This is a genomic window from Saccharopolyspora mangrovi, assembly GCF_035320975.1.
Classification (GTDB): Bacteria; Actinomycetota; Actinomycetes; order Mycobacteriales; family Pseudonocardiaceae; genus Saccharopolyspora; species Saccharopolyspora mangrovi.
In genome coordinates, this window is the sequence record NZ_JAWLNX010000005.1 from 93,436 (window position 1) to 114,287 (window position 20,852).

24 protein-coding genes are annotated in these 20,852 nt (G+C 71.0%); 7 read left to right on the top strand and 17 right to left on the bottom strand.

Going from position 1 to position 20,852, the window contains the following annotated elements:
* Positions 1-71 precede the first annotated feature (71 nt).
* The 4 genes from R4I43_RS09135 to pyrR form a co-directional block, all read right to left on the bottom strand.
* Positions 72-593, bottom strand: coding sequence for a PH-like domain-containing protein (locus tag R4I43_RS09135; RefSeq protein WP_324265125.1), 522 nt, complete (start codon positions 591-593; stop codon positions 72-74).
* Positions 593-1,891 (bottom strand): dihydroorotase, encoded by a 1,299-nt coding sequence (locus R4I43_RS09140; protein WP_324265126.1) that lies wholly within the window; start codon positions 1,889-1,891, stop codon positions 593-595. Before R4I43_RS09140 ends, R4I43_RS09135 begins: the two co-directional genes overlap by 1 nt.
* Positions 1,892-2,027: 136 nt before the next feature.
* Positions 2,028-2,960, bottom strand: coding sequence for an aspartate carbamoyltransferase catalytic subunit (locus R4I43_RS09145; RefSeq protein WP_324265127.1), 933 nt, complete (start codon positions 2,958-2,960; stop codon positions 2,028-2,030).
* Positions 2,960-3,553, bottom strand: coding sequence for a bifunctional pyr operon transcriptional regulator/uracil phosphoribosyltransferase PyrR (gene pyrR, locus R4I43_RS09150; RefSeq protein ID WP_324265128.1), 594 nt, complete (start codon positions 3,551-3,553; stop codon positions 2,960-2,962). The genes R4I43_RS09145 and pyrR overlap by 1 nt, the downstream gene beginning before the upstream one ends.
* Before the next feature lie 288 nt (positions 3,554-3,841).
* Here pyrR and bldD point away from each other — a divergent pair, with 288 nt between their 5' ends.
* Positions 3,842-4,330, top strand: a complete 489-nt coding sequence (gene bldD / locus R4I43_RS09155; RefSeq protein WP_010311046.1) for a transcriptional regulator BldD — start codon at positions 3,842-3,844, stop codon at positions 4,328-4,330.
* A gap of 397 nt (positions 4,331-4,727) precedes the next feature.
* On the opposite strand, the gene nusB is transcribed toward bldD, so the two are convergent.
* From nusB to R4I43_RS09170, 3 genes are all read right to left on the bottom strand, one after another.
* Complete coding sequence (nusB, locus tag R4I43_RS09160; RefSeq protein ID WP_324265129.1) at positions 4,728-5,183, bottom strand: transcription antitermination factor NusB; 456 nt, start codon at positions 5,181-5,183, stop codon at positions 4,728-4,730.
* Positions 5,180-5,746: an elongation factor P gene (efp, locus tag R4I43_RS09165; RefSeq protein WP_324265130.1), complete on the bottom strand. Its 567-nt coding sequence runs from the start codon at positions 5,744-5,746 to the stop codon at positions 5,180-5,182. The genes nusB and efp overlap by 4 nt, the downstream gene beginning before the upstream one ends.
* Positions 5,747-5,829: 83 nt before the next feature.
* Positions 5,830-6,939: a M24 family metallopeptidase gene (locus R4I43_RS09170; protein ID WP_324265131.1), complete on the bottom strand. Its 1,110-nt coding sequence runs from the start codon at positions 6,937-6,939 to the stop codon at positions 5,830-5,832.
* A gap of 181 nt (positions 6,940-7,120) precedes the next feature.
* Between R4I43_RS09170 and R4I43_RS09175 the strand changes: the two genes are divergently transcribed.
* Positions 7,121-7,636 (top strand): methylated-DNA--[protein]-cysteine S-methyltransferase, encoded by a 516-nt coding sequence (locus R4I43_RS09175; protein WP_324265132.1) that lies wholly within the window; start codon positions 7,121-7,123, stop codon positions 7,634-7,636.
* Here the strand turns inward: R4I43_RS09175 and R4I43_RS09180 are convergent.
* A complete protein-coding gene (locus R4I43_RS09180; RefSeq protein WP_324265133.1) occupies positions 7,580-8,275 on the bottom strand; it encodes a spermidine synthase in 696 nt (231 codons plus the stop codon). The genes R4I43_RS09175 and R4I43_RS09180 overlap by 57 nt on opposite strands.
* Before the next feature lie 200 nt (positions 8,276-8,475).
* The gene (locus R4I43_RS09185) at positions 8,476-9,774 is read right to left on the bottom strand and encodes an MFS transporter (RefSeq protein WP_324265134.1); all 1,299 of its coding nucleotides are present in this window, start codon (positions 9,772-9,774) and stop codon (positions 8,476-8,478) included.
* A gap of 71 nt (positions 9,775-9,845) precedes the next feature.
* On the opposite strand from R4I43_RS09185, the gene R4I43_RS09190 reads away from it, so the two are divergent.
* Both R4I43_RS09190 and R4I43_RS09195 read left to right on the top strand, forming a co-directional pair.
* Positions 9,846-10,793, top strand: a complete 948-nt coding sequence (locus R4I43_RS09190) for a GlxA family transcriptional regulator (RefSeq protein WP_324265135.1) — start codon at positions 9,846-9,848, stop codon at positions 10,791-10,793.
* A gap of 84 nt (positions 10,794-10,877) precedes the next feature.
* On the top strand, positions 10,878-11,549 hold the full coding sequence (locus tag R4I43_RS09195) for a DUF4232 domain-containing protein (protein WP_324265136.1): 672 nt from the start codon (positions 10,878-10,880) through the stop codon (positions 11,547-11,549).
* Between the two features lie 209 nt (positions 11,550-11,758).
* Here R4I43_RS09195 and R4I43_RS09200 read toward each other — a convergent pair whose 3' ends face one another.
* From R4I43_RS09200 to R4I43_RS09235, 8 genes are all read right to left on the bottom strand, one after another.
* Positions 11,759-13,192 carry a glycoside hydrolase family protein gene (locus R4I43_RS09200; protein ID WP_324265137.1) on the bottom strand — a complete coding sequence of 478 codons (1,434 nt, stop codon included), beginning with the start codon at positions 13,190-13,192 and terminating at the stop codon, positions 11,759-11,761.
* Positions 13,192-13,626, bottom strand: a complete 435-nt coding sequence (gene aroQ, locus R4I43_RS09205; RefSeq protein ID WP_324265138.1) for a type II 3-dehydroquinate dehydratase — start codon at positions 13,624-13,626, stop codon at positions 13,192-13,194. The genes R4I43_RS09200 and aroQ overlap by 1 nt, the downstream gene beginning before the upstream one ends.
* Positions 13,623-14,732: a 3-dehydroquinate synthase gene (gene aroB, locus R4I43_RS09210; RefSeq protein ID WP_324265139.1), complete on the bottom strand. Its 1,110-nt coding sequence runs from the start codon at positions 14,730-14,732 to the stop codon at positions 13,623-13,625. Before aroB ends, aroQ begins: the two co-directional genes overlap by 4 nt.
* A 231-nt stretch (positions 14,733-14,963) precedes the next feature.
* The gene (locus R4I43_RS09215; protein WP_324265140.1) at positions 14,964-15,482 is read right to left on the bottom strand and encodes a shikimate kinase; all 519 of its coding nucleotides are present in this window, start codon (positions 15,480-15,482) and stop codon (positions 14,964-14,966) included.
* Entirely contained in the window at positions 15,482-16,687 is a 1,206-nt protein-coding gene (gene aroC, locus R4I43_RS09220) for a chorismate synthase (RefSeq protein WP_324265141.1), read from the bottom strand. Before aroC ends, R4I43_RS09215 begins: the two co-directional genes overlap by 1 nt.
* A 48-nt stretch (positions 16,688-16,735) precedes the next feature.
* Positions 16,736-17,323, bottom strand: a complete 588-nt coding sequence (locus R4I43_RS09225) for a prepilin peptidase (RefSeq protein WP_324265142.1) — start codon at positions 17,321-17,323, stop codon at positions 16,736-16,738.
* A gap of 76 nt (positions 17,324-17,399) precedes the next feature.
* The gene (locus tag R4I43_RS09230; protein ID WP_324265143.1) at positions 17,400-17,855 is read right to left on the bottom strand and encodes a PTS sugar transporter subunit IIA; all 456 of its coding nucleotides are present in this window, start codon (positions 17,853-17,855) and stop codon (positions 17,400-17,402) included.
* A complete protein-coding gene (locus R4I43_RS09235) occupies positions 17,852-18,214 on the bottom strand; it encodes a glucose PTS transporter subunit EIIB (protein ID WP_324265144.1) in 363 nt (120 codons plus the stop codon). Before R4I43_RS09235 ends, R4I43_RS09230 begins: the two co-directional genes overlap by 4 nt.
* Before the next feature lie 104 nt (positions 18,215-18,318).
* Here R4I43_RS09235 and R4I43_RS09240 point away from each other — a divergent pair, with 104 nt between their 5' ends.
* The 3 genes from R4I43_RS09240 (at position 18,319) to R4I43_RS09250 (ending at position 20,727) form a co-directional block, all read left to right on the top strand.
* A complete protein-coding gene (locus R4I43_RS09240; RefSeq protein ID WP_324265145.1) occupies positions 18,319-19,077 on the top strand; it encodes a GntR family transcriptional regulator in 759 nt (252 codons plus the stop codon).
* A gap of 92 nt (positions 19,078-19,169) precedes the next feature.
* Entirely contained in the window at positions 19,170-20,423 is a 1,254-nt protein-coding gene (locus tag R4I43_RS09245; RefSeq protein ID WP_324265146.1) for a PTS transporter subunit EIIC, read from the top strand.
* A gap of 40 nt (positions 20,424-20,463) precedes the next feature.
* Positions 20,464-20,727 carry an HPr family phosphocarrier protein gene (locus R4I43_RS09250; protein ID WP_324265147.1) on the top strand — a complete coding sequence of 88 codons (264 nt, stop codon included), beginning with the start codon at positions 20,464-20,466 and terminating at the stop codon, positions 20,725-20,727.
* Positions 20,728-20,852 lie beyond the last annotated feature (125 nt).

The following is a 20,852-nucleotide window of genomic DNA, read 5'->3' on the forward strand; positions in this document are numbered from 1 at the left end:
TTCTCCTCCTGTGCTTGGGTGGGGGCGCCCCACACCCCGGTCGGCCGGACGAACGGCTGCGCGGTTGTCATTCATCCGTCCTCCGACTCGTTCGAAGTCGTGTGAGCGGGCAGCGATCGAATCGCCTCGACCCACTCGGTCTGCGCTTGCTTGTCATCGCCGCGGAATCCGGTGTCCAGCAGCTGATCGCCGAGCCGCCAGGTCACCACCACCAGTCCGGCGCCGGGCACGACCTTGTTGGCCAGCTTGTGGTCCAGCCGGGCGTCCACCACGGACGCGGCCGGGATCCACACCGCCGAAGCGCCTTCGCGCTCGATCAGCAGGCCCTGGGCGTGCAGGTGCGCGGTCCCGTTGGCGCGGTGCCCGATGTCGCCGACCGCGATGCGGTCCTGCCAGTCGTCGGCCTTGGTCGTGCCGATGTACATGCCGGTGGCGGCGGTGAGGGTCTCGGCGCCGGGGTCGGCCGGCTGCTCCGGGAAGGGAGGCAGCTCGGCCGCCTGTCGTCGGGCTCGGGCCAGCCAACCGCGTCGCATCCCGAAGAACACGAGCGCGACCAGAGCGGCCAGCGCGAGCACCCACAACAAGCGTTCCATCAGCGCCTCACCTTGCCTTCGTGCGCGGTCACCGCACCGCGCAGCAGCGTCGCGACCACCCGGCCGGGCAGCCGCATCCCCTCGAAGGGCGAGTTCTGCCCCAGGCTGGCCAGCTCGGCGGAGCGCACCGTCCACTCCGCGTCCGGGTCCACCAGCGCGAGGTTGGCCGGTTCGCCGACCGCGATCGGCCGGCCCTGGCCGGTCAGACCGGCGATCTCGGCGGGACGCTCGGAGAGCACCCGCGCGACACCGCGCCAGTCCAGCAGCCCGGAGCGGACCATCGTCTGCGTCACGATGCCCAGCGCGGTCTGCAGCCCCAGCATGCCCGGCTTGGCGGCCGACCACTCGCAGTCCTTGTCCTGCGCGGCGTGCGGGGCGTGGTCGGTGGCCACGCAGTCCACGGTTCCGTCGGCCAGCGCCTGGCGCAGGGCGAGCGCGTCGGCGTCGGTGCGCAGCGGCGGGTTGACCTTGTTGACCGGGTCGTAGGTCTGCAGCCGTTCGTCGGTGAGCAGCAGGTGGTGCGGGGTCACCTCGGCCGAGACGGTGCTGTCGGTCTCGCGGCCCTTGAAGAACCGCAGCAGCTCGGCGGTGCCCTCGGTGGAGACGTGGCAGACGTGCAGGGTTCCGCCGGTGTGCGCGGCCAGCAGGCAGTCGCGGGCCACGATGGACTCCTCCGCCGGGGCGGGCCAACCGGCCAGGCCCAGCCGGGCCGCGTTCGGGCCCTCGTGGGCCTGCGCGCCGACCGTCAGGCGCGGCTCCTCGGCGTGCTGGGCGACCAGCCCGCCGAACGAGCGGGTGTACTCCAGCGCGCGGCGCATGATCAGCGGGTCGTGCACGCACTTGCCGTCGTCGGAGAAGACCCGCACCTCGGCAGCGGAGTGCCGCATGGTGCCCAGCTCGGCCAGCTTCTCACCCGCCAGCCCGACGGTGACCGCTCCGACCGGGTGCACGTCGACCAGGCCGATCTCGCGGCCCCGGCGCCACACGTGCTCGACGATCACCGCGTTGTCGGCGACCGGATCGGTGTTGGCCATCGCGAACACGGCCGTGTAGCCGCCCAGCGCTGCGGCCGCCGAGCCGGTCTCGATCGTCTCGGCGTCCTCCCGGCCGGGTTCGCGCAGGTGGGTGTGCAGGTCCACGAAGCCCGGCAGCACGACCGCGCCACCGCCCTGCACGATCTCGTCGGCGTCGGCGCTGATGTCCGCGCCGATCTCGGCGATCGTGGTGCCCTCGACGAGCACGTCGACCGGCTCGCCCTCCCCGTAGGGTCGAACGTCCTTGATCAACACGCGGCTCATGCGCAGCCCGCCTCTCCGCGATTCACAGTTGTGGTTGCGTATCGCTCAACGTCGCGTTTCGCGGTTTCTTGTGGCTGGCTTGCGTCACGTTCCCCTGAGGTGCGATCGGGCGCGACTGAAGTTGCGACAAGACGGCTCATGCGGCGAGCTCCTCTCCCGCGAGAAGGTGGTAGAGCACCGCCATCCGCACGTGCACGCCGTTGCCGACCTGCTGGGTGATGGCGGCGCGCGGCGAATCGGCGACCGACGGCGCGATCTCCATGCCGCGCAGCATCGGGCCCGGGTGCAGCACGACGGCGTGCTCGGGCAGCTTGGCGAGCCGCTTCTCGTTGAGGCCGTAGGCGATCGAGTACTCGCGCGCCGACGGGAAGAACCCGCCGTGCATCCGCTCGGCCTGCACCCGCAGCAGCATGACCGCGTCCAGCTTGGGCAGTTCCGGGTCGAGCTCGTGGCGCACCTCGGCGCCCCACCGCTCGATGCCGGTGGGCACCAGCGTCGGCGGCGCGATGAGCGTCACCTCGGCGCCCAGCGTCCGCAGCAGGTGCACGTTGGACCGCGCGACCCTGCTGTGCAGCAGGTCGCCCACGATGCCGATGCGACGCCCTGAGACGTCCCCCAGGCGCTCCCGGAGGGTCGCCGCGTCCAACAGGGCCTGGGTGGGGTGCTCGTGCATCCCATCGCCCGCGTTGACGACCTGGGTGCCGTCGGCCTCCAGCCACTCGGCCAGCCGGTGGGCCGAACCGGAGGCGGGGTGCCGGATGATCACGCAGTCGGCCCCGGCGGCCGACAGCGTCAGCGCGGTGTCCCGGAGGGACTCGCCCTTGCCGACCGAGGAGCTGCTCGCCGAGACGTTGATCACGTCGGCGCTCATCCACTTCCCGGCGACCTCGAAGGACACCCTGGTCCGGGTGGAGTTCTCGTAGAACAGCGTCACCACGGTTCGCCCGCGCAACGTCGGCAGCTTCTTCACCTCGCGCCCCAGCAGCGTCTGCTTGAGCGTGTCGGCGGTGTCGAGCACGGCGGTCGCGTCGGCGGCGGCCAGGCCCTCGGTGGACAGCAGGTGGCGCATCACACCTCCTCCTGCTGCTCTTTGCGGATCACCACGCAGTCCTCGCCGTCCGTTTCGGACAGCTGGACCGCCACGTCCTCGCTGCGCGAGGTCGGGATGTTCTTGCCGACGTAGTCCGCGCGGATCGGCAGCTCGCGGTGGCCCCGGTCCACCAGCACGGCCAGCTGGACCGAGCGGGGGCGACCCTGGTCGCGCAGGGCGTCGAGGGCGGCGCGCACGGTGCGGCCGGAGAAGAGCACGTCGTCGACCAGCACGACCAGCCGGTCGTCGATGCCGCCGGGCGGCAGGTTGGTGGGCTCCAGCGGCCGGTTGGGCTGCTTGCGCAGGTCGTCGCGGAAGAGCGTGATGTCCAGGGTGCCGACGGGAACCGTCACCCCGCTGAACTCGCTGATCTTGTCCGCCAATCGCCTGGCCAGCGGCGTTCCCCGGGTGGGGACTCCCAGCAGCACCACGGAACCGTCGCCGGTGTCCAGCGCGGTCTTCTCGATGATCTGGTGCGCGATGCGGGCTATCGTGCGCGCAACGTCACCGGCGCTGAGCAGCTCCCGCTGCCCTGCCGGCTCCGCCGCGCTCGCCTGATGGCGAGACGCCACGGTGCGACCTCCTTCTCCGCCTCACTGGACGGGTCCTTAAAGGATGGTGTGTGAGCTGCCCCGCAATCCGGGTTCGGGATGAACCTGCGCATCACCGGGCTGACCAGTACGCTATCAGCGACAACGGGTCAATCGACCGGGTGGTGTGTTGGTGCTCGCCACACCGGCACCGAAGACCAACTTGACCTGGTGACGCTCGCGAGCGAACATTACTCTCCGTATCGATCTGAGCTTTGCTCCCCGGTCGCCGTTATCGGCTGACGGGGCGAACGAACGGAGAAACGCCACATGGGCGACTACGCCAAGGCGCTGGGCAGCAAACTCCGCGCTATCCGCCAGCAGCAGGGTCTGTCGCTGCACGGCGTCGAGCAGAAGTCTGGCGGACGGTGGAAGGCCGTGGTCGTCGGGTCCTACGAGCGAGGCGACCGCGCGGTGACCGTGCAGAAGCTGGCCGAGCTCGCCGATTTCTACGGCGTGCCGGTCGCGGAGCTGCTGCCCGAGGGCCGCGTGCCTTCCGGGGCCGAGCCGGCCACCAAGGTTGTGATCAACCTGGAGCGCCTGCAGCAACTGCCTGCCGAGAAGGTGGGTCCGCTGGCCCGCTACGCGGCCACGATCCAGAGCCAGCGCGGTGACTACAACGGCAAGGTGCTGTCCATCCGCACCGAAGACCTGCGGTCCCTGGCGATCATCTACGACATGACGCCGGGCGAGCTCACCGAGCAGCTCATCGACTGGGGTGTGCTTCCCCCGGAGGCGCGCCCTGCCCGCGAGGAGTGACACAACACCGATAGGCGGACCGGGGCACCCAGCGGCGACGCCGCGACGGGTGCCCCTGGGCTTTCAGGGCCATCACCCGATCGGTCGCCGATCGAACGACCGCTGCTCGCTCAGGGCAACGACCAGCGGCCGCCGATCGGGTGAGAACCCCCTGTGCACGCGAAGAGGGGCACCTGCCGGACGGCGGGTGCCCCTCTTCGCAGCTCGTGAGCGCGTGCGGCGTAGCCGCTGTTTCAGGTGTGGGACTCAGCTCGTACCGCCGCGGGTTCTCAGCGGTTCTCTGGGGAGGACGCCGCGACGCCGTGCATTGGCATACATCAGGAGTGGCGCCCGGCCCCAGAGGACCGCTGAGGTTCCGCTACCCGCACCGCCGAGCAGAGCGACCACGAAGCAGCGGCTAATCGACCGGAGTCTCCTCCGCCTTCGGGAGAGTTCTGCGCAGGCGGTCGCGGATGCCCGCGAGGCGGCCGAGGACGCCGTTGACGAAGCGCGGCGAGTCGTCGGTGGACAGGGCCCTGGCCAGCTCCACCGCCTCGTCGACGGCCACCACCGGCGGCACGTCGCCCTTCGGGCACCACAGCAGCTCGTAGAGGCCCAGCCGCAGCACGGCGCGGTCCACGACCGGCATCCGCGACAGCGTCCAGCCCTCGATGTGCTGGGTGAGCAGCTCGTCGATCCGCTCCCGGTTCTCGGTCACGCCCTCGACCAGGGTGATCGTGTAGTCCGGGACCACGGCCGTGTCGGGAGCGCCGATCCGGTCGGACATGAGCGTGACGGCATCGGTCTCGCGCAGGTCGGCCTCATAGAGGAAATCGACCGCACGCTTACGAGCCTTGCTGCGCGAGCCGCTCATTTGGAGCTGACGCGGCTGAGGTACCGGCCGTCGCGCGGGTCGACCTTGACCTTGTCGCCGGTGTTGAGGAACAGCGGCACCTGGATCTCGGCACCGGTCTCCAGCGTGGCCGGCTTGGTGCCACCGGTCGAGCGGTCGCCCTGCAGGCCCGGGTCGGTGTGCTCGACGACGAGCTCCACCGAGGCGGGCAGCTCGACGTACAGCGGCGCGTCCTCGTGCCGGGCGACGACGACCTGGCTGTTCTCCAGCATGTAGTTCGCGGCGTCACCGACGACGTCGGCCGAGACGCTGACCTGCTCGAAGGTGTCCGGCTCCATGAAGACGTAGTCGTTGCCGTCGTAGTACAGGTAGGTCATCTCGCGGCGGTCGACGTTGGCGGTGTCCACCTTCACCCCGGCGTTGAAGGTCTTGTCGACGACCTTGCCGGAGAGCACGTTCTTGAGGGTGGTGCGGACGAAGGCGCCGCCCTTGCCGGGCTTGACGTGCTGGAAGTTGACGACGGACCACAGCTGGCCGTCGAGGTTGAGCACCAGTCCGTTCTTCAGGTCGTTCGTGGAAGCCACGTGGGGGTTCTCCTGTGGTGATGGCTTGGTGTTGCGCCGGGCCGCAACGGGGCTCCGGCGAAATTCCGCGCACCGGTCGTGCGTCAGACTTCGACGAGCTCTTTGGTCGTCAGGGTGAGGAGCTCCGGTGTGCCGGGACGCACGACCAGTGTGTCCTCGATACGGACCCCGCCCTGCCCGGCCAGATAGACGCCAGGCTCGACGGTGACCGCCATCCTCTCGGCGATTCTACCGTCCCCGCGCTGCGACAACGTGGGCGCCTCGTGGATCTCGAGGCCCACGCCGTGTCCCAAGCCGTGCAGGAACCGCTCGCCGTACCCCGCGTCGGCGATCACCTGGCGGGCCGCGGAGTCCACGTCGCGCACGTCGGTGTCGACCTTCACCGCCGCGCGCCCGGCGGCCTGCGAGGCGCGGACGAGCTCGTAGATCTCGCGCTGCCAGTCGGCGGCCTTGCCCAGCACGACGGTGCGCGTCATGTCCGAGTGGTAGCCGTCGACGAGCGCGCCGAAGTCCATCTTGACGAAGTCTCCGCTGGTCAGAGGCATGTCGGTGGGCCGGTGGTGCGGGACGGCGGAGTGCGCGCCCGCGGCGACGATCGTGTCGAACGACGGACCGGCGGCGCCGTTGTCGAGCATCCGCGCCTCCAGGTCGCGGGCGACCTCCAGCTCGGTGCGCCCCGGGCGCAGACCGCCGTGCTCGATGAGGTCGGCCAGCGCGCGGTCGGCCGCGGCGCAGGCCATCCGCAGCGCCTCGATCTCGGTGGCGTCCTTGATCAGCCGCAGCTGCTCGACCATTCCCGGGGCCCGGACCAGCTCGGCCTTGCCCGCGGCGTCGTCGAGCACGTCGCGGTTGTCGACGGTGACGTGCTGGGACTCGAAGCCGACCCGCCGGTAGTCGGTGGCCTCCTCGCCGAGGCGCTGCGCGAGGGTCAGGTCGCTCGCCCGGTCGATGACGCGCTCCAGGTCCGGGACCTGCTCCTCGGCCTGCGTCAGGTAGCGGCCGTCGGTGCAGAACACCGTGCGGTTCTCACCGCCGGGATCGTCGGCGGCGTGCACCACCAGCGCGGCGTTGGAGCCGGTGAACCCGGTCAGGTAGCGGATGTTGAGCAGGTCGGTCACCAGGAGGGCGTCCAGGTCCCGCTCCCGCAGCCGGCTGCGGAGTGCGTCTCGTCGGTGGGCGTGCGCTTCGGACATGTTTCGGAGCCTAACTCGCAGGACAGCGGATTGACCTGCCTCGGACGACCGTTTGCGGAAAGCCGCCAGAACCTTGCTCCCCGACCCCGCCGCGTGCAACTCAGAGCGCGGAAAACCGCAGGTGAGCGGATCTTTTGCTCGCGGCGCCGGATTGTCGGTGGGACTCGCTAGGGTGGGTTTCGTGGAGACGTGGAGCACCGTGCGCGGGCCGGTCGGGGAGATCACCGTGGTGGCCTCCGGGACCGGTGTCCGGCACGTGGCCTTCGCCGGGCCCGAGGAGGTGCTGAGCGAGCACCCCGCGGCCGAGCCCGGTGGACTCGCGGCCGAGGCCGCGCAGCAGCTCGGCGAGTACTTCTCCGGTCGGCGCAAGGAGTTCCAGCTCCCGATCGACTGGAGCGGGCTGGACGGGCTGCGCGCCCACGTGCTGCGCACGCTGCACGAGCTGGTGCCCTTCGGCGAGACGGTCAGCTACAAGGGCCTCGCGGAGCTGTCCGGCAGGCCCGAGGCGTCCCGCGCGGTGGGCACGATCATGGGCTCCAACCCGGTGCCGCTGATCGTGCCGTGCCACCGGGTGCTCGCCTCCGGCGGCGGGCTCGGCGGGTTCGGCCCGGGACTGGAGGCGAAGCGGAAACTGCTGGTGCTAGAGGGGATTCTGGAGCCCAGCCTGCTGGAGCTCGACCTGGTGCGAGACGAATAGGTGGTAGGTCGTCTCGCGCTGCCCGAGGGTCACCGGGATGGCCAGCTCGGTGCACTCGCCGAAGACGTCGTCCATCGCGCCCAGTAGCTCGGGCGAGGTGTCGGCCGACCACACCGCCAGCGTGCCGCCGGGGGCGATCTTGTCCTTGCAGCGCTGCAGGAACCCGGGACCGTAGAGCGCCGAGTTCTCCTCGTAGACCAGGAAGTCCGGGCCGTTGTCGACGTCGAGCAGCAGCACGTCGCAGCCGCCGTCGGGCTGGCCGGTCAGGACTTCGGCGATGTCGCCGACGCTGATGCGCACCCGCTCGTCGGCCAGCGCTGCGGACGTGTCGGGAACGAGCCCGTCGCGGTGCCAGGCGACCAGGTCGGGTTCGATCTCCACCACGTGCGCCTCGGTCACGCGCTCGTCGGCCAGCACCTCGCGCAGGGTGAAGCCGAGTCCGAGGCCGCCGATGAGCACCCGGAGCCCGTCGGTGCGGGCGAGGTGGCCGAGGGTGGCGGTGGCCAGCAGGCGCTCGGTCTCGGTGTGCGCGGTGTCCATCACGAACACGCCGTTGACCCGCAGTTCCAGCGCGTCGTCGCGGCGCATCAGCACGAGCTCACCGCGCTCGCCGACCGCACGGGCGAGAAGCTCAGACATGGTCCCCGAGATTACCGGGCCGTTCCCACCGGCCGGACCCAACTGGCAATTTCGCAGGTCAGGCTCGCTGGAACGATTCCCACCCGGCTCGCGGGGCGAACGCGCTGGTCGCGCCCCCGCTTGGGCCGCCTGGCCCAGCGGGGACACGTCGGTTCGGCCGCTTGGCCGATCTTGGGAGCGCTCTCACAATGGGCCGTGCCTCAGGAACCCGCCCGGGCCGAATTCGCGCCCCGCTCCGCGGCGGGATTCCTGGGTGCGTTTCTCCGGATCGATGCGGAGAAGGCCGTCGCCAGCAGGCACAGCAGTCCCGATCCGTACCAGGCGAGCGCGTAGTCGCCGAACTGGTCGCGGATCAACCCCGCCGCGCCGGCGACGGCCGCCGCCCCCACCTGGTGCGAGGCGAACACCCACCCGAACACCACCGAGGCCTTCGACCCGAAGTGCTCCCGGCACAGCGCCATCGTCGGCGGCACCGTCGCGACCCAGTCCAGTCCGTAGAACACGACGAACAGCACCATCTCCACACCGGGCGTCGGCGCGAACAGCTGCGGCAGCACGAACAACGACACCCCGCGCAGCGTGTAGTACACGGCCAGCAGCACGCGCGGGTTGATCTTGTCGGTGAGGTAGCCGGACGCCACGGTTCCCAGCACGTCGAAGACGCCGATGACCGCGAGCAGCCCGGCCGCGGTCGTGCTGGGCATCCCGTGGTCGTGCGCGGCCGGCACGAAGTGGGTGTTGACCAGGCCGTTGGTGCTCGCCCCGCAGATCGCGAAGCCGCCCGCCAGCAGCCAGAACGCGGGCGTGCGCGCGGCCTGGACCAGCGCGTTGATCGCGTTCCGGGCGGGATTGCCCCGGTCGCGGACGGGTTCCGGTTCCTCGCCGGTCGCTCCGTAGGCGGAGGTGCCGAGATCGCGCGGGCGCTCGCGCATCACCAGCCACACCAGGACCGCGACCAGCAGCGCGGCGACGGTGATCGTCAGCGAGGCGGTGCGCCAGCCCCAGCGCTCGGCGAGCAGCGCTTCGACCGGCAGGAAGACGAGCTGGCCGGTCGCGCTTCCCGCGGTCAGCACACCGCTGACCAGACCGCGCCGGGCCACGAACCAGCGATCGACCACTGTGGACACGAAAGCCAGTGCCATCGAGCCGGTGCCGAGCCCGATGAGCAACCCCCAGCACAGGATCAGCTGCCACGGCTCCGTCATGAGCACCGTGAACCCACTGCCGACACCCACCAGCAGCAGCGCCGAGGCGGTGACCCGCCGGATGCCGAAGCGCTCCATCAGCGCCGCCGCGAACGGCGCGGTCAGGCCGAACAGCAGCAGGTTCAGCGACACCGCTGCCGAGATCAGCCCGTGCGGCCACCCGAACTCCCGGTGCAGCGGATCCATCAGCACCCCGGGAGCGGAGCGGAAAGCAGCGGCCCCCACCAACGCCACGAACGCAACACCGGCGATCAACCAAGCGGGGTGGACCCGCGAGGACAGCACTCGAACCATGCCGACCAGCATGATCGGACCCCGGAGGTCGAACCAGTGGCCGGAGGGACAACATGTGGGAAGATTCGGCCATGAGGCCGCATCGGATCGCCGTGCTGGGCGTGGGGACCGTCGTCGGGTTCGACCTGGCGATCCCGCCGCAGATCTTCGCCGGAGCCACCGGGCCCGGCGGACCGCTCTACGAGGTGCAGGTGTGCAGCATCGACGGCGGACCGCTGGCCACGACCAGGGGCTTCTCCGTCCTGCCCGAGTGCGGGACGGACGCGCTGCGCGAGCCGGACACCGTGATCGTGCCCGGAGTCGACCCCGGCACCTTCACCGAGGCCCCCAAGGTCACGGCCTACTTGCAGGAGCTGCCCCCGGGAACGCGGATCATGTCGATCTGCACCGGCGCGTTCGTGCTCGCCGCCGCCGGGCTGCTCGACGGACGTCCGGCGACCACGCACTGGGCGTACGCCAACCGGCTCAGCGCGATGTGCCCGCAGGTCGAACTGCGTCCGGACGTGCTCTTCGTGGACGACGGCGACCTGCTGACCTCCGCTGGGGTGGCCGCCGGGATCGACCTGTGCCTGCACGTCATCCGCCGCGATCACGGCAGCGAGGTCGCCAACCGGGCGGCGCGGCGCAACGTCGTCCCGCCCTGGCGCGACGGCGGGCAGTCGCAGTTCATCGAACGCCCGCTGCCCTCCCCCGGTGACACCGGCACCGCCCCGACCCGCGAGTGGCTGCTGCACCGGCTCGCCGAGCCGCTGACGCTGGAGGCGATCGCCGCCCACGCGGGCATGAGCGTGCGGACCTTCACCCGGCGGTTCCGGGAGGAGACCGGGACCTCGCCGCTGGACTGGCTGCTGGGGCAGCGGATCGAGCACGCGCGGCACCTGCTGGAGTTCAGCGACCTGCCGATCGAGGAGGTCGCGGCCCGGTCCGGGCTGAACACGGCGACGTCGCTGCGCAAGCACCTGCGCGCTCGGCTCGGCGTCAGCCCGGCCGCGTACCGGCGGGCCTTCCACCAGGGGTAGTTACCTCTGCTCACGACTCGAGGCAACCTCGGGAGCGGATGCGCGTCTTCTCCGATGAGCGATCCGCACGGAGGAGGCGAGGACATGACTCGGGCGAGGATCATCCTGGCGGCCACCGCCGCACTGCTGACCGCGGGCCTGAGCGCCTGCAACGAGGAAGGCTCCACCGGAGCGTCCGGCGGCACCGCGATCGACAACCCGGCGCCGGAGACGACGCAGTCCCAGGCGACCGAGGAGAGCGAGCCGGCCACCTCGGAAACCGGCAACCCTTCGGAGACCGGCGCCGAGACCTCGACTCCGGCGCCGGACGAACCGCCGTCGGTGCAGCTGTGCAAGGTCGCCGACCTGGCCGTGACGGTGCAGTACGTCGACTCGGCCGCCGGAACCGTGCACCAGGCGCTGCGGTTCACCAACTCCGGCAACCGCACCTGCGAGATCCAGGGCTTCCCCGGCGTCTCCTACGTCGGCGGCGAGGACGGCCACCAGATCGGCAAGCCCGCAGGCCGCTCCGGCTCCAAGGGCCCGGCCGTCCCCCTGGCCCCCGGCGCCCAGGCCTGGGCCCCGCTGGCCGCCCCGCGCCCGGAGAACTACGACGAGGCCACCTGCCAACCCCAGGAAGCGCGAGGCCTCCGCGTCTACCCACCCCAGGAGTACGACTCCGTGTTCGTCCCCCTCACGATCACGGCCTGCTCCAACACCGACGCCCCGGGCAACTTCCTCACCGTCAGAACCATCCAGCAAGGCACACCCTCCTGACCAGCCCTCCTCCAATTTCGCGCGAAGTTCGAGGGCCGAAGTTCCCGGTCGAATTTCGCGCGAAATTCGAATCACCCCCCGCGTTCGGGCGTGTAGGGCCTGGCCAGGGGTCTGGATTCCAATTTCGCGCGAAATTCGAGGGCTGAAGTTCGGGGTTGAATTTCGCGCGAAATTCGAATGGGCCTTGGGGAGGGCGAGGGCTGGTGCGGTCAGGGGAGGAGGTCGCCTGCGAGGGGGCGGGAGTGCCACTGGGTGGGGGTGGCCTCGGTGATCGGGGAAGCGTTGGCCGCTGCGGTGTCCGGGGTGACCTTCCAGAGGCGGCCTCGGGTGTCGAGAAGGGCGATCTCGCCTCCCGGGGAGCGCAAAGCAGGGGCGCCGGAAGGGATCTCGGCGGTCACCGGGAGGGCGTCGAGGGGGCCCGGGCGGTCGTCGAGGACCGCGGCGGCGAGGGTTTCGGCTGCTGAGCGGCGTTCGAAGCGGACCCGGGTGCCGTCGTGGACCAGGTCGATCGTGCGCACCGGGGACGGGACGGCGAAGCCGTCCAGGGCCCGGGCCGCTCGCGGCGTGGTGGTGCAGGCCCCGGCGTTGGTGACGTCGATGCCGAAGTGCCGGATGTCGGTCGGTGCCGGGGCGAGCGCGGTGGCACGCAGCACGTCGAGCTGGACCCGCTCGCACGGGTCCGAAGTGGACCGTCCGATGTGGCCTCGACCGTCGCGCACCAACCCCGGACCTTCCTGCCACGGACCGGGAATCGTCACCGGCTCGTAGGGGTGCCGGGTGAAGTCCCTGTCCCAGAACGTGATCCGAGTTCCGCCCTCGGTCTGGTGCGCGATGGCGAAGGCGTCCAGGGCGGGCGAGTACGCCCAGTCGGCGCTGAACGCGTCGACGACCGAACGCGTCCGCCCGGCCCCCGCGGGCCGGAAACCCTGCTCGGTCAAGGCCTGGACGTCCTCGGCGAACAACGGGTCTCGCGAGCGCAGCACGAACTGCCCGGCACCGTTCCAGCCCGCGCCCTGGGCCGTGGTGTCGGTGAACATCAGGTAGAACCAGCCGTCCAGGAACACCACCGACGGCTGCCCGGCTCCGTAGACGTTGCCGCGCTGCACCTCCCCGGCCGCGGTCACGACCGGCGCGGGCCCCCGGGTCCACGAGACGCCGTCCGCGCTGGTGGCCACGCCGATGGTGTTGCCGTGCGCGTGATCCCCGGCCGCACCCGTGTAGTAGAGGTAGTAGCGGTCGCCCACGTGCAGCACCGACGGATCGCAGGTGTGCATCCCGTCGAAGCGCCCCGGTTCACCGGAGAACACCGGGACGGCGTCGGCGAACGGGCCGTTCGGCGAGGCCGCCGAGGCGTGCAGGACGTCGTCGCCCGCCGGGCCGACGCCCGGCAACTGGCTGCACCACCACGCCCGGTACCGACCGCCCTCGGCCAGCACCGACGGCCCGTAGTTGTACGGCGCGGCGAACCCGCCGGCCGCCACCACACCCGGACTCGCGCGCTCACCGGCGGTGCGCAGCTCCACCGGCAGCGGCACCGGGGTCGGCTTGCGCTGCTCGGCGATCGGGACCACCGGGCTGCCGTCGACCTGCGTGCACCCCGCCAGCAGCGTGACGGCGACCAGCCATAACGGCAGGCCGCGCACTACTCCCCCGCGTTCTCGGCCAGCCAGCGGATCGCCAGCGGGTACCCCGCAACGCCCAGACCCGCCATCACCGCGGTCGCGATGTCGGACAGGTAGCTGGTGTGCCGGAACGGTTCCCGCTTGTGGACGTTGGAGATGTGCAGCTCGATCAGGTCAGCGGTCAGCTGCGACGCGGCGTCGCGCACCGCGACCGAGTAGTGCGTCCACGCGCCCGCGTTGAGCACCACCGGCCAGGACGCGTCGGCGGCCTCGTGCAGCCAGCCGACCATCTCGCCCTCGTGGTCGGTCTGCCGAACCTCGACCTCGACGCCGAGCTCGGCACCGGCCCGCTCGCACATCGACACCAGGTCGGCGTGGGTGGTGCTGCCGTAGACCGAGGGCTCGCGCTTGCCGAGCCGACCGAGGTTGGGCCCGTTGAGGACGAGGACCTTCACAGCAGCACCTCCGTGCTGGACTTGCTCTCACCGCCGGTGAGCGCCGAGTAGGCGGCGGCGATCAGCGACGGGTCCGGGCCCTCCAGCCGTTCCGGCTTGGCCAGGCCGTCGAGCACCACGAACCGCAGCACGCCGGACCGGTTCTTCTTGTCGGCCTTCATGCCCTCCATCAGCGACCCGAGCGCGTCGGCGTCGTAGGTGGTGGGCAGGCCGAGCAGATCGAGGATGCGCTTGTGCCGGTCGGCGGTCTCGTCGTCGAGACGTCCCGCGAGCCGGGCGAGTTCGGCGGCGAAGACCAGGCCGACGCTCACCGCGGCCCCGTGGCGCCACCGGTAGCGCTCGCGGCGCTCGATGGCGTGGGCGAGGGTGTGGCCGTAGTTGAGCACCTCGCGCAGGTGCGACTCCTTGAGGTCGGAGGCCACGACGTCGGCCTTGACCTGGATCGACCGGCGCACCAGCTCGGCCAGCACGTCCCCGGCCGGGTCGGTGGCGGCCTCCGGGTCTTCCTCGATGAGCCGCAGGATCTCCGGGTCGGCGATGAAACCGGCCTTGACGACCTCGGCCATGCCGGCCAGGAGTTCGTTGCGCGGCAGGCCTTCCAGCGTCGCCAGGTCGCACAGCACCAGGCTCGGCTCGTGGAACAGGCCGACGAGGTTCTTGCCCGCGTCGGTGTTGATGCCGGCCTTGCCGCCCACGGCCGCGTCGACCATGCCCAGCAGCGTGGTGGGCACGTGCACGGCCTTCACGCCGCGCATCCAGGTGCCCGCGACGAACCCGCCGAGGTCGGTGACCGCGCCGCCGCCGAAGGAGACCACGACGCCGTCGCGGTCCATGCCGATCTTGCCGAGCACCTCCCAGCAGAACCCGGCGACCTGCAGGCTCTTGCCGTCCTCGGCGTCGGGGATCTCGACCCGGTGCGCGTCGATGCCGGCTTCGGTCAGCTCCTCGCGGACCGCCTCGATGGTGGCGGTGATCGTGGGCTGGTGCACCAGCGCGACGCTCGACGCCCCGCTGAGGAATTCCACCAGCTCACCGAGCAAGCCCCGGCCCACGACCACGTCGTAGGGCTGCTGGCCGTTCACGCTGATCCGAACCGGTTCGGTCATCGTCGTCCCTTCGGCAATCGAGGTGTTCTCAAGAGAGTATCGAGGTCGTTTTGCGTGGCGGTGCGAGTAGGAGAACCTGAGGGGCTCCGTGGACTCCGCGCGCCGCTCCTGATGTATGCCCAACACGGCGTCGCGGCGTGCTCGCCACGAAGCCCCTCAGAACCTCCGGCGGTGCAAGCTGCTCACGCACTCACCGAAAGAGAAAGTGGCTCCGCCACTTCGAAACACCCCCTAGCTGGTCGTCAGTGCCGCGAGGTCGTCGACGACCCGATCGACGACCTGCGCGGGTGCGAGCTCGTCGGTGGCGACCTCCACGGCGGCCACCGAGCGGTAGATCGGCAGCCGCTCGTCGAGCAGCGCCTTGAACGTGGCGCGCGGGTTGACCCCGGCCAGCAGCGGGCGCGCGCTGGAAAGGCCCACGCGGCGGGCACCTTCGGCCAGGCCGACCGACAGGAACACGACCGGGTGGCCGGCCAGCCGCTGGCGGCTCAGCTCGGACAGCACCGCTCCCCCGCCGAGCGCCAGCACGCCGTCGTGCTCGCGCAGCGCGATGTCGACGACCCGCTCCTCCAGCGCGCGGAAGGCCGGTTCGCCGTCGTTGGCGAAGATGTCGGAGATCTCGCGGCCGGTGCTCGCGACGACGTCGGCGTCGGTGTCGCGGAACTTCACGCCGAGGCGCTCGGCCAGCTGCCTGCCGATGGTGGTCTTGCCCGCGCCGGGCGGGCCGATCACGATCGCGCGCGGCGACATCACCGCACCTGCCGCTTCTCCGCGCGCTCGCGCAGCGAGGCGAGGTAGCCCTCGACGTTGCGGCGGGTCTCCGGCAGCGAGTCGCCGCCGAACTTCTCCAGCGCGGCCTCGGCCAGCACCAGCGCCACCATCGTCTCGGCGACCACCGCGGCGCGCGGCACGGCCGTGATGTCGGAGCGCTGGTGCATCGCCTGCGCGGGCTCACCGGTCACCATGTCCACGGTGGCCAGTGCGCGCGGCAGGCTGGAGATGGGCTTCTTGGCGGCGCGCACGATCAGCGGCTCGCCGTTGGTGATGCCGCCTTCGAGGCCACCGGCGCGGTTGCTGTCGCGGCGGACCCAGTTGACGCCCTGGTCGGGGTAGATCTCGTCGTGCGCGGCGCTGCCCCGGCGGTGGGCGTTGGCGAAGCCCTCGCCGATCTCCACGCCCTTGACCGCCTGGATGCTCATCAGCGCACCGGCCAGGCGGGCGTCGAGCTTGCGGTCCCAGTGCACGTGGGAACCGATGCCCGGGGGCAGGTTGTAGGCGATGACCTCGACGACGCCGCCGAGGGTGTCGCCGTCCTTCTTGGCCGCGTCGACCTCGGCCATCATCCGCTCGGTGGCGGTGTCGCCGAAGGCGCGCACCGGGTTCTCGTCGATGGCGGCCAGGTCGTCCGGGCCGGGCAGCACCTCGCCGGTGGCGTCCACGCCGCCGAGGCTGACGACGTGGCTGACGATCTCCACGCCGAGCAGCTGGCGCAGGAACTGCCGGGCGACGGTGCCGACGGCCACGCGCGCTGCGGTCTCGCGGGCGCTGGCGCGCTCCAGGACCGGGCGGGCCTCGTCGAAGCCGTACTTCTGCATGCCAGCGATGTCGGCGTGACCGGGGCGCGGGCGGGTCAGCGGCTCGTTGCGGGCCAGGTTGGCCAGCACGTCCTCGTCCACCGGGTCGGCGGACATGACCTGTTCCCACTTGGGCCACTCGGTGTTGCCGATGCGCACCGCGATCGGGCCGCCCTGGGTGCGGCCGTGCCGCACGCCGCCGATGATCTCGAGCTCGTCGGCCTCGAAGTTCATCCGCGGGCTGCGGCCGAAGCCGAGCTTGCGGCGCTCCAGCTGGGTCGCGATCTCGGTCGAGGTCACCTCGACCCCGGCCACCATGCCTTCCAGCACCGCGACGAGGGCGGGGCCGTGCGATTCTCCAGCGGTCATCCAGCGCAACACACCACAGATCCTGCCACGCTCTGCCCAGGAGGAACCCGCCCGGGTGGGTCACGGCCAGCTCAGCGTCACCAGCCAGGACGGCACGAGCATCGCCGGACCGTGCGCGACCGCCCGGGTGCGCCGCGACAGGGCAGCGACCAGCGTGAACATCGCAGCGGCGGCCATCACGGCGACCACGGCCTGGACCGATACCGCACCCACCACCACACCCAGGACCCCGGCCAGCTTGACGTCGCCGGCCCCCATCGCGGCCGGCGCTATGAGCCTGACCACCAGGTACGTCCCGCAGAACAGGACGAAGCCGGCCACCGAGCCCAGCACGATCCCCGGCCGGTGCAGCGCGGCCAGGCCCAGCAGCGCGGCGACGACGGGCTGGGCGGTCAGGGTCAGAGCGTCGGGCAGCCGGTGGACACGCAGGTCGCAGGCCCCGAGGAGCACCCCGCCCCAGCCCACGAGCAGCGGGATCGGCATCCACCACCAGGGCATCCCGCGCAGGGCCACGACGGCCCACGCGGCGGCGACCCCGATCTCGCACCAGCCGGCGGACACCTCGGTGCCGCGCCGGAGCCGAGCGAGCCACCGGCGTCCGGCCCACCCGGCGAGGGCCCCCGACACGGCCATGATCAACGCGCACATGCCGGGCACGATGCCGGGAGCCCGGCGTCGCCTCCGGCATCAGCGGCGCGAAGGGGCGCGTGTCGGGAGCTCCCGTTCAGGCGTCGAGGTTGAACAGCAGGTCGCCCGCGAGGACCTGGGTGTCCTCGCGCAGGTCCGACAGGGACTCCGCGGGGGCCTCCAGCGCCACGACGGGGCAGATCGAGGCGTAGCCCTGGGACTCGACCTCCGTCGGGTTCCAAGTGATGATCTTCTGCCCGGCCTCGACCGCATCGCCCTTCTCGACGTGCAGCGTGAAGCCCTCGCCCTTGAGCTTCACCGTGTCGATGCCCAGGTGCACCAGCACCGCACCGCCCGCGGAAGCGGCGATGACGAACGCGTGCGGGTGCAGCGTCACGACCTCCCCCGCCACCGGGGCGACCACGTCGCCGGCACCACCGGTGGGCTTGACCGCGAGGCCGGGGCCCACCATCGCCTGCGAGAACACCGGGTCCGGCACGTCGCTGAGCGCCGTGGTGAGACCCGCTACCGGGCTGCCGACCTCGGTGCTCACATCAGGTCCTCGATGTCGCCGGCCAGCGTGTCCGCCTCCGGTCCGACCACGACCTGCACCACCGTTCCCTGCACCATCACGCCGTGCGCACCTGCGGCCTTGAGCCCGGCCTCGTCGATCTTCGAGCCGTCCTCGACCTCGCAGCGCAGCCGCGTGATGCACGGCTCGATCTCGACGATGTTGTCCCCGCCGCCCAGCGCGGTGAGGATCGCCTCGGCCTTGTCCTGAGCCACCACGTGCTCCCTTCGTGCTCTCGCCGCCGCGGTTCGACCACCGCGACGCGACGATCTTGCGCCACGTGATGTCGATGCGGCAACGAAAACCGAGCCTTGTTGACACCTGATCGCGTGACGGCGCATTCTTCGCAACCAACTGGTTTAGACCGGACAGTACCAACGAACGGTCACGGTTCTCATCCGAACCGGCGGCGAGTTCACGTCAGCGTGACACGGCAGGAGGCGGCATGGGAGAGGAACCGAGCTCTCTCCAGCACGCGCCCGGCCTGCGCGACGGGCCGATGCCCAAGCACGCGCAGCTGCGGGAGATCCTGCGCGAGCTCGCCAGCGACGGGCTCCCGCACGGCGCGGCCGTGCCCTCCGAGCGGGATCTGGCGGAGCGCTACGGCGTTTCCCGGCTGACGGTGCGCGAGGCGATCGGCCAGCTGGTCACCGAGGGACTGCTGGTGCGGGTGCGCGGCAAGGGCACCTTCACCACCCGACCGCGCATCGACTGGCAGGTGCACCTGGCCTCCTTCACCGAGGACATGCGCCGCCGCGGCATGCACCCCGAGACGGTGCTGCTCGACGCCGCCGAGGCCGTCCCGCCACCGGCCACCGCCCGGGCGCTGGGCCTCGCGCCGGAGGAACCGGCGTACTGGCTGTTCCGGCTGCGCAAGGCCGACGGCATGCCGATGGCGGTCGAGCGCGGCTGGTACCACCCCCAGGCCGCGCCCGGACTGCTCGACCACGACCTCACCGCGTCGCTGTACACGCTGCTGTCCCGGCGCTACGGGCTCCAGCTGGAGTCGGGCACGCAGACCGTGCTCGCCGACGACGCCGACGCCGAAACGGCCCGGCTGCTCGGCATCCGCCCCGGCTGCTCGCTGCTGGTGTTCCGGCGGGTCTCCACCGCGCGCGGACGCCCCGTGGAGGACATGACCTCCTGGTACCGCGGCGATCGTTATCAGGTGACCATGCAGCTCGACCGCGACCCGGACGAGTGAGGCGAGAACCGGTCAACGAACCAGCGAACCACCGAATTCGTTTGCAATTGCAATGATCTTCCGACCCCGGTGAACCACACAGGAGGTATCCGATGAGTTCCACCGCCGCCAAGGCGAAGGGGAGCAACAGAGGGCTCGCGCAACTCCAGCGCATCGGCCGCAGCCTGATGCTGCCGATCGCGGTGCTGCCGGCCGCCGCGCTGCTGCAGCGGCTCGGTCAGGACGACCTCCTCGGTGCCGAAGGGCTCGGGGCCGCCCTGCCCTGGCTCCAGACGGTCGCCGGCGTGATCGGGGCTGCGGGTGGCGCGCTCTTCGACAACCTGCCGATCCTGTTCGCCATCGGTGTGGCGATCGGTTTCGCGAAGAAGGCCGACGGCTCCACCGCGCTGTCGGGTGCCGTCGGCTACCTGGTCCTGCACGGCGTGCTGACCGAGATCGCCGGCACCGAGGAAGGAACCTCGCTCAACAAGAGCCCCTACGGCGTGCTCGGCGGCATCGTCGCCGGACTGGTGGCGGCCTGGCTGTGGCAGCGCTACCACCGCATCAAGCTGCCCGACTACCTGGGCTTCTTCGGCGGCAGGCGGTTCGTGCCGATCGTGACCGCGGTGTCGATGCTGGTCGTCGGCGTGATCATGGGCCTGCTGTTCCCGCTGTTCGACGCGGCGCTGACGGCCTTCTCCGACGCGGTCACCCAGCAGGCGGTCATCGGCGGTGGTCTCTACGGCCTGATCAACCGGCTGCTGCTGCCGTTCGGCCTGCACCACATCCCGAACAACGTCGTGTGGTTCCTCTTCGGCGACTACCACGGCGAGAAGGGCGACATCGCGCGCTTCTTCGAGGGCGACCCCACCGCGGGCACCTTCATGACCGGCTTCTTCCCGATCTTCATGTTCGCCCTGCCCGCCGCCGCCCTGGCGATCTGGCAGTCGGCCAAGCCGGAGCAGCGCAAGGTCGTCGGCGGCGTGATGATCTCGGTCGCGCTGACCTCGTTCCTGACCGGTGTCACCGAGCCGCTGGAGTTCTCGTTCATCTTCGTCGCGTGGCCGCTGCTGCTGATCCACGCGGTGCTCACCGGCACCTCGCTGGCGCTGGTCAACGCGCTGGACATCCACTCCGGCTTCGGTTTCTCCGCCGGTGCGATCGACTACGTGCTCAACTTCGGCATCTCCCAGGGCGCCATCTGGCTGATCCCGATCGGCCTGGCCTACGCGGCCATCTACTACGTGGTGTTCCGGTTCGTGATCACCAGGTGGAACCTGCGCACTCCGGGCCGCGAGGAGGACGACAGCGCCACGGCCGATGCGGATAATGCCGGTGAGGACGCGCCGGCCCCCGAGAAGAAGTAAGGCGGCGCGGGTCGGTGCCCGCCCCTGATGAAGGAGAGAGATGTCTGAACGACGGGTCACCGTAGCGAGCAAGGTCGGCATCCACGCTCGGCCGGCTGCTCTGCTGGCCAAGACCGCCGCCGCCCAGCCCGTGGTGGTCACGATCCGCAAGGAGGGCAACGAGCCCGTCGAAGCGGGCAGCATCCTCGGCCTGATGACGCTGGGCGCCTCCTTCGGCGACGAGGTCATCATCGCCGCCGAGGGCGAAGGCGCCGAGGCAGCCCTCGACGAGGTCGCCAAGCTCGTGGCCACCGACATGGACTGACTCGCACGACGCGAAACGGCGGCGCTTCCCTCCCCGGAGGCGCCGCCGTCGCTGTGGGGATTCGAATTTCGCGCGAAATTCGAAGGCCGTTGCGGGGGCCAGACAATGCGGCCGACATAGATTAG